The following is a 13308-nucleotide window of genomic DNA, read 5'->3' as shown; positions in this document are numbered from 1 at the left end:
CTTAAACGCGTTACCACCTTTGTTTACAGGATCATCACTGATTCTGCCTTTTCGAGTACGGACCTGCAGATCGATACCCTAGCTCTATAATGGGAGCCCCCAGTGCCTACTCAAACTTCGTAAGCATCGCTCAAAGATGATAGCTTGAGAAATTCATTGACGTCCTTGCACCAAACGACGCTCGCTAAACAATGGCGATTTCTCTTACTTTTCTTTTCATAGCTTTTCTCATTTATTTATAATATGCTTTTAATCTACTCCGTCGACGAACTTTCGTCAAGTCTAAATTGAAAATTAATTGAAATAAATTGTAAAAAAAATAACCGCCAAATGGCAGTTGTTTTTAAAAATGGCAAAAAGCCTATTATTTAACTTTAGATGTATCAGCAATTTTTTCAGTCTTGCCTTTAGCGAAACGTTGGATAGCAACGATTCGTGCTTGACGACGGCGACGTTCACGCTTACCAGCAACTGGACGGCGTTTTGCAAATGAGTTATATGGTGATCGCATGATGTTCCTCCTAAAAAATAAGTTATTATCATTGTAATCTTAAACCACCCTAAAATGCAAATATATTTTAAATAAAAATAAACTAATACAGCGATGTAAGCTTTTATTAATCTCAGTTTCAACACTTGGTAATGTTGCTGACACATTTTTTGGGTAAGATAAATACAAGTTGAAAAAGCCAGAATTGAAAAGGAGGGCGACTTGTTATGAAAAAACATGAATACTTTATTAGTTGGATTGAAAAGCAGCTCAAAGGAAAGCAACCCAAACCTGTAAACTTTTTTACAACGTTCGGGCATTTAAATCGTATCATGAATTCAATTGAGGATGACAAAGGAGCGCTAAGTAATTACAACGAAGAAGAAATTAGAGTCGCTCGCGCCTTAATGCAAATGTCCAATGCTAAGTTTTTAGATGAAATTTCCAAATTAGATCACCAGACAGTGGAACTTTCTGGTGATGGCATTCAAGTTTTACGCTGGTTTAAAGATCGAGATTTAAACAATCAAGGAAATTTAGTGAGCAACCTTGGTTTCTTAACGGATGTCATTTATGATCAAACCAATGAGCAGGCCTGCTCTTGGGATCGACAGACCGTGCGAGTTGCAAGAATGGCTGCCCAGCTTAGCAATGATGAATTGATTACAATCTTGTTGAATTGGCAATTTAAACCAACTACGCAGCAGCCAGTCTCAAAATGGGGAGTCCAGTATCTGCGCAAAAATGAACTAACTAATTTTTATATTTAATTGTGAAAATGAATGTTAAGAGGATTTCTACATAATAGTAGGATCCTTTTTTTGTTTCAACTAGTTCCATTCCTGTCCCTGATAAACTAGTATATAATTAAAGAATCTTAGTAACGGTTAAAAGTGGGGAGGTTTGGCGTATGAAAGTTGATCGCATGCAGGCTTTTAGTGATGGGGTTTATGCAATTTTAATCACAATTTTGGTGTTGGACTTTAACGTTCCAGAATACCGTGCCGGTCATTTGTTAGCTGCATTAGTTAAACAGTGGCCCACGATGTTTGCTTATATCGTTTCATTTTTGTACATTGGCACAGTTTGGCTGTTTCATCATGATTTTTTTCAGACGTTAAAACTGACAAATACGAGTTTGAATGTCATTAATTTAGTGATGCTCTTTTCTGTGACCTTGATTGATTATCCAACGGCGTTAGTTGCTCACTCTCTAACTGTGGGCAACGTGGCCGATATGCGGGTGGCGTTTATCTACTATGACTTGGTGGCGTTATTTATCTCATTGACGTTTGCCTGGCTGTATACCTATGTTCGGCATCATTCAGAACTTACCAAAATGAAACAAGATCAACAACATTTTTATCAAGCAATTAAGTTTGATCCGATTAGAAGTGTTTCAATATACGGCCTGGCAATTCTGGCAACCTTTTTTTCGATTTGGCTAGGAACATTTTTATTACTGGCAGGAATCGTGTATCATTTTGTGGCGTACTTACGTCTAAGCAAGTCGATGCGCCATGTTCTCAAGGCTTCAAAATAATGGAGAGTTTATTATGATTATGACAATGCAAAACGCAACTTCAGAGCGATTGAAAATTAAGGCCTTTTTGGTTTCCAAGGGGTTTAGTCATCGACTGATTAGTTCCATTAAGAAATCAGGAATGTTGAGGATTGATGGGCAGAAGAAGACAACGGCAGATTTTATTGAATCTGGTGACATTTTGAATTTGCGATTGCCTAAAGAAAAATCAGATCCCAATGTGCCGTTTAGTTTTGAACCTTTGACCGTAGTTTTCGAAGATGCTAATTGGCTGGTGATTGATAAACCCGCTGGTCTGCCGTCGGTGCCCGGTCCCAGTAACCGGGATGACACGGTCGTTAATCGGGTGAAGGGCCATTTGAAAAATCAAGGGAGTCAAGATTTGGTTCCCCATGTGATTACACGGTTGGATCGGTTCACAAGTGGCGTGATGCTAATTGCGAAAAATCGGTTGGCAGCTAGCGTTTTATCGCCACAAATCGAGCAGCACACGATTCAAAAAAAGTATCGGGCGTTTGTTTCGGGAAGATTGACTGAAAAACAAGGGCTGATTGATAAACCAATTGCTAAAACGGCTGACGGGATTCATCGCGAAATTTCGGAAGATGGGCAACAAGCGCAAACGCGTTTTCAGGTGATTCATCAGTATGAAAACTTTGCTGAAGTAGAAGCAGAGCTGTTAACTGGCCGAACGCATCAAATTCGTGTTCATTTTACCATTTTGGGTCATCCACTGTTAGGTGACAAACTATACGGGGGTCCGCTAGATATGGGCATCACTCGCCAGGCTCTGCATGCTGAATCTCTGACATTTACGGATCCGTTAACTGATCGAGAACAGACGTTTAAAGTGAAACTTCCGGAAGATATGGAGCAATTAAAACATGTTTAAAAATGAAGGTAAATCAGGAAAGATCGTAGCTCAAAAACAAGTATATGAGGGGCCAATTTTTCAATTAGATAAACAAAAAATTGAAACGCCAGATGGTTTGGTGGTAAACAGAGATGTGATTGTGCATCAACCGGCAGTTACGATTTTGGCATTTACACCGGATCAGCATGTTTTGTTAAATACAGAATATCGTGTAGGAATTAATGCAGAAAGCTTGTCTTTACCAGCAGGATTAATTAATCCAAACGAAACGGCGGAAGATGCAGCTAAACGGGAATTATTAGAAGAAACGGGCTATCAAGCAACCCAAGTGCGAGAGCTGACGACAATTACGGCTTCAGAAGGTTTTTCAACAGAGAAGGTTGTATTAATTGTGGCTCAGATTGATCCAGCTAAAAAGATTGCGCAACATTTTGATGCGGATGAGTTTGTGAATAGCCAACTGATTCGTTATGATCATTTAAAACGGTTGATCAAGCAGGGCCGAATTCGTTCAGCACAGGCAATTGCTGCGGTAGGTTATTATGAGATGTTTGGTAAATAGTGGCATGCAACCAGTTTAGAATATTTACTAAAGATTGAAAATATAGAAGTAGTTCTAGTAACTGTTATTAAACATTTTAGCCCACCGAAATTAGATTACTTGCCGTTCTCCGGCTTACTTGGCCTGGAACGAGGTGCGAATTTTTGCGGCTATTTTTGCTACAAGAATCGACAGCGTATGAATCAGTCTGGAAGCAAATGGGCTCAGTAGTGTTATTTATCTTAGCGATTTTTGCTTAGATAAAGGCCGAGCTTAGAGATGTGAATTTCAGCTCTAAGTCGTGCCCACTACGTTCCAGCCCAAATTTGCTGGAAGACGGAATTTAAACTGTTAATCTTTTTTACCAGTTAATTAGATGAATTTTTATACTTTCAAACTTTAGATACTTATCTTTTTGTAAACTTATACTTGCATTGGAACAGACAGCTTTACTTTTTTATCGGCATACCGTAATCTAGTAAATAGATTAAAGGAGGATTTTTGTGATAATTATACGTGAAGCTGATAAAGATGATGCCGGTCAGATAGCGCCATTAATTAATATTATTTATGATGAGATGGAGCTTGATGAATTGGATGATGTTCCTGACCCTGTTTGGATGCGCGTGTTACAACGAGCTTACCAAACGGATGCTTACACTGGTGAAAAGGCCACAACGATTGTGGCAGAAGAAACGACCACAGGCAAAGTGGTTGGGGTAGCGTTTGGTTACCCAGACCAGTATGAAGAAGATTTGGATGCAATTATTGATCGAATCACGCTTAAAGCAAATATTTTTGATGGGGATGTTTTGGATCCTGATTTAGAAGCATTTAAAGATGAATGGTATCTTGATTCCATTGCTGTTGACCCTGAGTATCAAGGCCAAGGCATTGGCGGAAGATTGCTAAAAGCATTGCCTGATTTTGTTCGTCAGGATGGCGATACCATTATTGGCTTGAACGTGGATCTTGCAAACCCCGCTGCCGAGCGTCTGTATGCGCGTCATGGATTTAAAAAAGTGGGCACCAAAAAGATTGGCGATCATATGTATGATCATATGCAAAAACCAATTGTAACAACCGAACCAGTTTACGCTTAGGTTCTTAAATATAAAAAATAGGAGTCGAATTCAGATGAATGTCTGGATTCGGCTTTTTTCTAATCGTTGCGGTATCTTTTACCTTTGTTTTATTATAAAATCAATGTAATCAAGAAAAATAGAAAGTAATGGGGTAATTAAAATGAGTAATGAGGATGAAGATTTCCAAGATGTAGAATTATCATTAGGTGATAAAAAGTTTGAACAAATGCTGTTGGTTTTAAATCACGGAATTACAAAAGATAATGCCAGTCAATACAATTTCAACGGTAATGAAATGCAAGAAGTTGGCGAAAATGTTTGGGCTGTACCTGCATATTTGGCAGACGGTTTTTCACTGTTCTTCTTATATACACAAATTGATACCAAGGATTGGGTCGTTGCCTTTACAGAAGGAAAAATGGGTAAAGAGCAGTTCGAACTTGGAATTCCAATGACGACTGGAAAAGGTTTGAACGTTTTATCTGAAAAAGATATGGAACGCGCACAAATGGTAACTGGCTTTGTGAATGATATTTCCAAAGCTGGCGAAGGTGAGTGGCGCATGATTAACGATCCAGATTCAGACGAGGAGCCAAAGAAGGACTAAGTTTGAGGCAATAACATGACACAAAAAATTATTCGATATGGCATTATGGGGGCCGCCTCCATTGTTCCCCGAATTATTGCAGGAATTCGTGAGTCTTTTAATAGTGAAGTGGTGGCAATTGCAGCACGTAAACTAGAAAAGGCCGAAGTGGTTGCAAGTCAGTTTAACATTTCAAAAGCCTATGGGAGTTATCAAGAACTTTGTAAGGATCCTGATATTGACGTGATTTACATTCCACTTTGGAATGCCGGTCACTATGATGGCGCCAAACTGGCCTTGAACAATCATAAAAATGTTCTTTTGGAAAAGCCATTTACTTTAAAACTCGCGCAAGCACAAGAGCTATTTGCATTGGCTAAAAAGCAACATTGTTTCATCATGGAAGCTCAAAAGGCGGCCTTTTTACCAATTACCGATCAGGTTCGACAGCAGCTCGTAACTAAACATGCGATTGGAGATATTCAAGGGGTCACGATTCAAGAATCACATCCAGGCATTGAAAAAATTCCCTGGTTCCATGATGTGTCTGTAGGTGGTGGTGCTTTTTATGGCAGTGCTTCATATTCTGCAGAGTACCTTCAACTGGTTTTGGAAAGCGATATTACAGCTTATCAGGGTCAAATTAGTAAAGTTGGGTCGCAGGCGGATGACCAAGTCCAAGTAAACTTTAGATTGAGTTCGGGAGTTCTGGCGAGCGTTTATATAACGACAACGACTGATCAAGTGCCTAGTCAAATGACATTTTGGGGCACAACTGGATCATTAAAGGTTCCCAATTATTGGAAAACAGATCATTATGAATTGACAGTTGGCGATAAAACGCAGAAGTTTGCGCACCCCCAGGCGAGTGAATTTGTGTATGAATTTAATCATGTTTCTGAACAAATTTTAAACGGTAAACAATTAAGTCCGATTATGAAACCGGCTATTACACTGCAAACAACCAAGATTATTGAAGATTTGTATCACAGCTGGTATGCAGAAGATTAAGATAGTTGATATTTTATGTCTTTTTGCTTGTGACTTAGTTTCAAAGATGCTACTCTTTGTTTGGGGTAGGGTTCGATCTTCGTACCAAGTAATACCTGCAAATATCGGCCGATTTTTTGGATGGACCGATGCTTATCATGTTGCAACGTTTTTAAGAAGAAAGTTTTGTGAAAGATTTTTTAATTAGATGCGTACAAATACGCTTGACTACTCTTCCTACTGAATCCTAGGAAAGGTAAGGAATCGTAATTGAAACAATATGTACCTTGAAACTTTATGTTTTAGATTGGTACTTAGATCTATCCCCCAGGCACTTTTCAAGTTGAGCAGGTTCTTGAAAGGTGCTTTTTTGATGCCTTTTATTAGGCAATCGGGTGTCTGGAAAAGCGAGAAGCAATTTGTGACAGTGTGATATAATGAAAGATATGAAATTAACGATTAAATTCTAAAATGGGAGGCAACCAAGATGTTTGTTGTGAGTATTATTATCCTTCTGATTGCTGTTGCAATTGGGTTTGAAATTCGTAAAATTGAACATCAGCGACAGTTGAAAATAGCCCATGAACAAGCACAACAGACGCTTGCCAAGGCTGAGGCAGAAGGGAAAGCTGCCGCCCAAAAAGAACATAAAAAAGGACGTGCTGAAACTTTAGCTTACCAAGAGTCAATTGATCAAGAGATCACAACTGATGTGAAAGATAATGAGCGTAAGGCAACCTGGTTGGATCAACGTGATCAAGTTTTGAAAGAAAAAGAGGATCTTTTAAACCGGCGTTCTGATAACTTTAAGAGCAAACAAGACGCTTTAAAAGATGATAAGTCAGCACTAAAAGAAATAAAACAACAGGCAGAAGGCTTAATCGGCAAACGGGAAGAAACCTTAGAAGAAACGGCCGAAATGAGCAAAGCTAAGGCAAAAGATTACGTTTTAGATCAAACTTCTCGGGACTTAAAAGAAGAAGAAAAACGAGTTGTTCGAAACACAGAAACTGAATATAAGAGCAGTAGCGAAAAGGAAGCCAAAAATCTAATTTCTCACGCCATTGAGCACAGTGGGATTCGGTCCCATGTTTATTCATCTAACCGAACCATGGAAGTGCCTAACAATGAGGCGCTTGGTAAAATTATCGGGAATTCTGGTCAAAATGTCCGGGCCTTAGAGGCTTTGACAGGGATTGATATTAATATTGATGATCAAAAACGGATGATTACCTTGAATGGGTATGATCCCATGCGTCGTGAAATTGCCAAACGCGCAATGACGCAGATTGTTCAAGTAAATCGGATTAATCCGGACATTGTTGAACAAATTGTAAATCAAACTGTGAAATCAGTGGATGAACTCATTCGTGGGTTCGGTGAGCAAGCAATTAATGAGTTGAATATTAAAAATATGCATCCCGATTTAATCAAGTTGATTGGGAGAATGCATTTTCGGACCAGTTATGGCCAGAATATTTTGGATCACTCGATCGAAGCAGCCAATCTAGCAGGTGTGTTTGCGGCTGAACTTGGCGAGGATGTAAACCTAGCGAAACGGGCGGGGCTCTTGCATGATATTGGAAAAGCAATTGACCGTGATGTTGAGGCTACCCATGTGGAATTAGGTGTAGAGCTTGCAACTAAATACCATGAAGATCCGGTTGTGATTAATGCAATTGCTTCTCATCATGGGGATGTAGAAGCTAAATATGTTATTTCTGATCTAGTGGCTGCTGCCGATGCCATTTCTGGTGCGCGCCAGGGTGCTCGTAGTGAATCTGCTGCAGACTATCTACAAAGAATTTCTAGTTTAGAGGGAATTGCCAACCAATATCCTGGAGTTCAGGAAAGCTACGCCATTCAGGCGGGCCGTGAACTTCGAGTAATTGTTAAGCCTAACCAAACTTCCGATAAGAGTATTGAGAAGCTGGCTGGCAATGTTAAAGATCAAATTGAGCAAGAAGTTACCTACCCTGGTCAGGTGAAGGTGACAGTTGTTCGTAAATTACAAGTGGTTGAGTACGCGGGGTAAACATGGAAAAAATAACTGAAAAAGAACAAGAGATTCTTAAGACAGTCGATAAGTTTGTGTATTCAAAGCTAAGTGATGACAAAACGGGACATGACTATGCTCACATTCAACGGGTTGTAAAAATGGCCCAGCGCTTGGCTCAAGGCAGTGCACAAGGGCGTCTTTTTGTCGTTCTGGTAAGTGCGGAGTTGCATGATGTAATTGATGAAAAAATTGTAGCAGATCAAACCAAGGCAGAAAACGAAGTCAGGTCATTTTTAGAAGCCCATCAGGTTTTCCAAGCTGATATTGACGCAATCTTTGCAATCATTACACACATGTCATTTTCGAAGAATCTTGAACATCATTACCAATTAACCCTTGAAGGGCAGATTGTTCAGGATGCGGATCGTCTGGATGCGATTGGTGCAATTGGGATTGGCCGGGCTTTTTATTATGGCGGGGCCCATGGCCATATCATGTATGATCCGAAGATTGCTCCCCGGCAAAAAATGACTCACGATGAATATCGTCAGAATGAAACGGTGATTAACCACTTTTATGAAAAGCTTTTAAAGCTTGCAGATTTAATGAATACCAGCGCTGCTAAACAAGCTGCGCAACATCGAACAGCGGTATTAGAAGATTTTCTACAAGAATTTAAAGCTGAATGGAATCAAAATAAATAATTGGAGCGACTCATGTTAAAAAATCAAAACTCAATTTCTGCTAAATATGCCTGGACTTCGGGCTTTCTTTTTGCTTTATTACTAGCGGCTGTAAAAGCCAACTCTGCTTTGCTTTTGCGATTCGATACAGGAATCATTAGTATTGTTCAAAACAGCATGCCTACGTTCGTAACTGACATCATGAAGGCCGTTACGACGATTGCGGAACCAAAATTTGCAATTGTCTATGCCGTTATTATTGCTGCCGTCTTATGGTTCATGCGGCTGCGGGTTGATGCAATCTGGACGTTAGCTACCCTGGGTGGTGGCGATGTGGTGGCTTATATCTTCAAAGAAATTGCCCAACGGCCCCGGCCAAGATGGAATCAAGTAATTTCTGAAACGGGATTTAGTTTTCCAAGTGGGCATACATTTGGCGCTGTGCTAATCGTCTTTTTCTTGGTTTGGTTCTTTGTGAGCCAAATCAATTCACAAACGGTGCAAAAGGTTTGTCAGATTGTATTGATCATTTGGGTTGTGTTAGTTATGTACTCCAGAGTTTACCTTGGTGCCCATTATCCTTCCGATGTCTTTGCGGCGTTCTTCTTAGCCGTTGCATGGTTGGCAATCGCCCGTTGGTTGTATAATAAGTTTTACGATTTGGTCGCAAGATATGTAGAGACTGACGCGCAAGGTCGGCATAGTCGCCATTAAAATAATTTAAGACTAAAAAAGGCTTCAAACGATTTTCTTCGTTTGAAGCCTTTTTAATACTAATAAGTACCTTTGATTACAAAGTAGGATCCGCGAATCGTTCCAGCTAAACGCGATTTTTGATGGGCAAATTTAAATTTGTCTTCAAATTCTTTAGGAATAGCCATTCCGTCCGAGAGTTTAAACCCAACGGCGCGCTTACCAGCTGGATCTAAACTATACATCACATTGACCGCAAGACCGTTTTCGTAAAAAATATAGGCCATTTTGATGTTATCGACTTCAAAAGTTGTGGTTTCCAATGGTTTATCCGCAAACTTCATGTCTTTTTCTAAAAGAATTTTTTCTATCCAGGCAACGGTTTCGGGATCCCCGTCGGCAGGAACGGTGGTAAAAATATGTTTATATTTGTTCCAGTAATAGCGAGCTTCGTTTGCGCGTAAGCCAGCCAGAGCTTTTGCAACTGGTGAGCTTTCGAGTCCCACTGTTGAAACAGTTTTGAAATCGACTTGATAGGTCATTTAAAAATTCCTCGTTTCGTATTTGTAATATCGTAAGTATAGAATTTCAGCGGGTTGGGGTCAATTAATAGTGGATGATAAATTACAAAATAGGGGATTTTTATGTAAAAAACATTGTTATAGTTCGTTTCATCTTAAAAAACCAACGCGATGAGATCAGTTTGTGGTAGAATTTAAGTTATCAAAAGTTTTGCAGGAGGCGAGATTTTGGCATTTAATTTAACGTTACTTTCAACAAGTGGTGTTCACGGCTTCGTGTACCCAACTAATTTTGTGAAACGCCATTCCAATTTGCCGTTTGGTCTTTTAAAAGCGGCGAGTATTATTGAAAATGAACGCAAAAAAACAACAGATCCCGTTTTAACTATTGATGCGGGAGATGTTTTAGAAGGGTCACCGTTAACCGAATATTTGGCTAAATTTAGTAATCCGTCCGCACCGCAACGCCTGCTTAAAGCGTACAATGCGATTGGGTATGATATTGGGGTATTAGGTAATCACGAGTTCAATTATGGAATGAGTTATCTAAACGCTGCTATTCGAAGTACAGATTATCCGATGCTATCAGCCAATATTTTAAATGACAATGATGAACCAATTGGTGATGGCGCTTATCGAATTTTAAAAATTCATGGAGTTCGGATCGCCATTTTGGGGTTAACAACGGCTTACATTCCTTTCTGGGAAGATCCAGTACATATTAAGGGACTTAAATTCAACAGGGTACTTGATACTGCTAAACGTTATGTTCCGTGGCTAAGAAAACGTGCCGATGTTGTGATTGTTGTTTATCATGGCGGTTTTGAACGCGATTTGAAATCGGGGATAGAAACCGAATCGCTTCGTGGCGAGAACGTTGGCTATGAACTTCTGAAAACGGTGAAAGGCATTGATGCTTTAATTTCTGCCCATCAACATCGATTAATTGCAACTAAATTATTTGGTGTGCCGATTGTGCAAGCCGGTCATCGCGGAGCAGCGGTTGGCAAAATCGTTTTAAAAATTGATCCAAGTCGTCCCCACATGGTGGTGGATGCTACGGCTGAATTATGTTCGGCTGCAAAAGCACCAGTACATAAAAAGTTAAGGGCCATTATGTCAGATGTTGAAACTGACACGCAGACTTGGTTGGATCAACCACTGGGTCAAGTTCATGGAGATATGAGAATTAACAATCCCTTTCGGGCGCGCGTTGAAGAGTCGGCATTTATTGAGTTTATTCAAAAAGTTCAAATGGCAGCTACAGGAACTTCCATTTCGGCGACGGCCTTGTTCAATGATGAGGCAACCGGATTTGGTAGCCAAATTACGATGCGTGAAGTGGTTACAAATTATATTTATCCTAACTCACTAGCAGTGCTGCGAGTTTCCGGAGCAGATCTGCGGGCGGCATTGGAAGTGAGCGCCAAGTATTTCACGTTGGATGGCCATAATCAATTGATGGTAAATCCAAAGTATCTATCGCCCAAAAAACGTCATTATAATTATGATATGTATGAAGGCATTGACTACACATTAGATATCTCCAAACCAATTGGTAAACGGGTTACCCAATTAAGCTGTAAGGGGCATACCATTGAAGCCAATGACCCATTTGAAATTGTTTTGAATAAGTATCGGGCTGTTGGTGGTGGTCATTATCCTATGTTTTCCGAGTCAAAAATTATTCGCGAAAATACGGAAGCCATGTCAGAATTAATTGCCGATTATCTTCAGCAGCATCCGATCATTGAAGCTACCGTTAATAATAATTTTAAGGTTATAAAATAAGACCAACGATTAAAATTCGGGGTCTCTGTCAAATCGTATTGGTGGAGATTTTGAACGGCACATTCACTTCGGTGAATGTGCTTTTTGTTTACTCATGAATTAAACTAATCCGGATAAAGAAGTTGTCAATATTTCGAAAACCAAAACAGTTACGTTTTAATGCCTTGATTTTACGATTAAGTCCTTCAATTGGACCGTTGGAAAATGGATAACGACAACTGTTTAGAAGGGCTGAACCATTTTTGATAAACGTGTTGATCGTTATGTCCATTTGATTACTAGTGGGTTGGTAGTTAGTAAGTAAGGATTGGAACGCATTAGCATCCTTTTGGTGTATGACACTTAAGATACCTTGATAGGTTTGATACACAGATCTAAATCTGGGAAAAGCGTCTAGAGCTAAATCAATGGCGTTTTGTTGCGTCATATACTCGTTAATTCCGCGTAAATAAACAGCCTTAGAATCATTAACTTTTATTTCATCAAGATGAAATAAACGCCATTGAGATTTTAAAATATGATAAATTCGTGAATGCTTATCTTGGATAGTACGAATGGTCTGCGTGCGTTCATTATCTAAGGCACGCCCAGCCAGTTGAATAATATGGAAACGATCGATAATCGTGGCCGCATTAGGAAATAAGCGATGAATGAAGCTGCCATATTCAGCATTCATGTCAATCGTCACTGATTGAACTTGGGCACGTTCTTGAACCGAAAAACGAGCTTCAAAGTAGTCAATGATATCTTTACTTAGCCGATCTTTTAAAGTAACAATTCGGCGATGACTAACGGCATCGCAACAATTAAAGGACATCCAGTGATTACAGGAACGAAATTCATCAAAGCAAAGATTCTCTGGGAGATGTTTAACACGATAGGCTAAGTGAATATTGGCATTTAGGATTCGTTGAACACTGCTTGGCGAAATTCCACAAAGTTTAGCAATTTCTTTACTCGTCAACATATCGCGTGCCAAAACGATCACTTGATGTTTGATATTATGTGTGAAAGTTTCGTTACGATTAACCAACTTAGTTTTAGCACCACAGGTTTTTGAACAATCTTTACATTGGTATCTTTGACGTTTTAAATGCATTTCGTAACGACCACCGGATAAGGTTCCTAAACGCAGGTGACTCATGTGAGTTCCGTTTTTAATTAAGCTTTTATGGCCACAATGTGGGCACTTTAAAAGTTGATAAGACAAAGTTGCATGGACGACATGAATACGTTGGTTTGTGGAACACCGTTCTTTAGAAATACCAGTGACAATTAAGTTTGGGTCTGTTATTTCGAATAAGCATAAGATAGAATTAGTTAGGGACATCTGAATTTCCTCTTTTCGATTTGTTTTGGCGATTAAATCGTAGCACAAAGAGGACAGATGTCCTTTTTTATTTTTCTGATTTTCAAAACAGACAAAAAACCGGTATTAGTTATTCACCAATACCAGAAAGTGCAGACCCAAAATTCGGAGGCCTTATTTTTGTATAATGAACGGGACTTGCT

The 13308-nt window shown here is 39.5% G+C and carries 14 protein-coding genes and 1 other annotated feature (1 of these 15 only partly in view); of the genes, 11 read left to right on the top strand and 3 right to left on the bottom strand.

What is annotated here, in order from left to right:
- Window positions 1–229 (bottom strand) — a binding site (T-box leader) (it extends 11 nt beyond the left edge of the window).
- Between the two features lie 135 nt (window positions 230–364).
- Window positions 365–511, bottom strand: a complete 147-nt coding sequence (locus ADU73_RS10555; protein WP_100077831.1) for a hypothetical protein — start codon at window positions 509–511, stop codon at window positions 365–367.
- Between the two features lie 206 nt (window positions 512–717).
- Between ADU73_RS10555 and ADU73_RS01635 the strand changes: the two genes are divergently transcribed.
- From ADU73_RS01635 to ADU73_RS01590, 10 genes are all read left to right on the top strand, one after another.
- Window positions 718–1260 carry a hypothetical protein gene (locus ADU73_RS01635; RefSeq protein WP_046871262.1) on the top strand — a complete coding sequence of 181 codons (543 nt, stop codon included), beginning with the start codon at window positions 718–720 and terminating at the stop codon, window positions 1258–1260.
- 140 nt (window positions 1261–1400) lie between these two features.
- Complete coding sequence (locus ADU73_RS01630; protein ID WP_046871263.1) at window positions 1401–2033, top strand: TMEM175 family protein; 633 nt, start codon at window positions 1401–1403, stop codon at window positions 2031–2033.
- Window positions 2034–2046: 13 nt separating this feature from the next.
- Window positions 2047–2925 (top strand): RluA family pseudouridine synthase, encoded by an 879-nt coding sequence (locus tag ADU73_RS01625; protein ID WP_046871264.1) that lies wholly within the window; start codon window positions 2047–2049, stop codon window positions 2923–2925.
- The gene (locus ADU73_RS01620; protein WP_046871265.1) at window positions 2918–3469 is read left to right on the top strand and encodes an NUDIX hydrolase; all 552 of its coding nucleotides are present in this window, start codon (window positions 2918–2920) and stop codon (window positions 3467–3469) included. The genes ADU73_RS01625 and ADU73_RS01620 overlap by 8 nt, the downstream gene beginning before the upstream one ends.
- A gap of 482 nt (window positions 3470–3951) precedes the next feature.
- Complete coding sequence (locus ADU73_RS01615; protein ID WP_056985959.1) at window positions 3952–4551, top strand: GNAT family N-acetyltransferase; 600 nt, start codon at window positions 3952–3954, stop codon at window positions 4549–4551.
- A 142-nt stretch (window positions 4552–4693) separates the two neighbouring features.
- Window positions 4694–5140, top strand: a complete 447-nt coding sequence (locus ADU73_RS01610; RefSeq protein WP_046871267.1) for a hypothetical protein — start codon at window positions 4694–4696, stop codon at window positions 5138–5140.
- A gap of 15 nt (window positions 5141–5155) precedes the next feature.
- A complete protein-coding gene (locus tag ADU73_RS01605; protein WP_046871268.1) occupies window positions 5156–6130 on the top strand; it encodes a Gfo/Idh/MocA family protein in 975 nt (324 codons plus the stop codon).
- Between the two features lie 466 nt (window positions 6131–6596).
- Window positions 6597–8144: a ribonuclease Y gene (gene rny, locus ADU73_RS01600; protein ID WP_056985958.1), complete on the top strand. Its 1548-nt coding sequence runs from the start codon at window positions 6597–6599 to the stop codon at window positions 8142–8144.
- Window positions 8145–8146: 2 nt separating this feature from the next.
- Window positions 8147–8812, top strand: coding sequence for an HD domain-containing protein (locus ADU73_RS01595; protein WP_062913116.1), 666 nt, complete (start codon window positions 8147–8149; stop codon window positions 8810–8812).
- Window positions 8813–8824: 12 nt separating this feature from the next.
- Window positions 8825–9505 (top strand): phosphatase PAP2 family protein, encoded by a 681-nt coding sequence (locus tag ADU73_RS01590; protein WP_062913115.1) that lies wholly within the window; start codon window positions 8825–8827, stop codon window positions 9503–9505.
- A 59-nt stretch (window positions 9506–9564) separates the two neighbouring features.
- Here ADU73_RS01590 and ADU73_RS01585 read toward each other — a convergent pair whose 3' ends face one another.
- Window positions 9565–10026 (bottom strand): hypothetical protein, encoded by a 462-nt coding sequence (locus ADU73_RS01585; RefSeq protein WP_046871272.1) that lies wholly within the window; start codon window positions 10024–10026, stop codon window positions 9565–9567.
- Window positions 10027–10233: 207 nt separating this feature from the next.
- Here ADU73_RS01585 and ADU73_RS01580 point away from each other — a divergent pair, with 207 nt between their 5' ends.
- Complete coding sequence (locus tag ADU73_RS01580; RefSeq protein ID WP_062913114.1) at window positions 10234–11796, top strand: bifunctional metallophosphatase/5'-nucleotidase; 1563 nt, start codon at window positions 10234–10236, stop codon at window positions 11794–11796.
- 88 nt (window positions 11797–11884) lie between these two features.
- Here ADU73_RS01580 and ADU73_RS01575 read toward each other — a convergent pair whose 3' ends face one another.
- Window positions 11885–13126 carry an ISL3 family transposase gene (locus ADU73_RS01575; RefSeq protein WP_226996041.1) on the bottom strand — a complete coding sequence of 414 codons (1242 nt, stop codon included), beginning with the start codon at window positions 13124–13126 and terminating at the stop codon, window positions 11885–11887.
- Window positions 13127–13308 lie beyond the last annotated feature (182 nt).

The sequence above is a fragment of the Pediococcus damnosus genome (genome assembly GCF_001611155.1).
In the GTDB taxonomy this organism is placed as follows: Bacteria; Bacillota; Bacilli; order Lactobacillales; family Lactobacillaceae; genus Pediococcus; species Pediococcus damnosus.
Note: the sequence above shows the minus strand (reverse complement) of the source record. Positions and strands in the feature narration are given on the sequence as shown.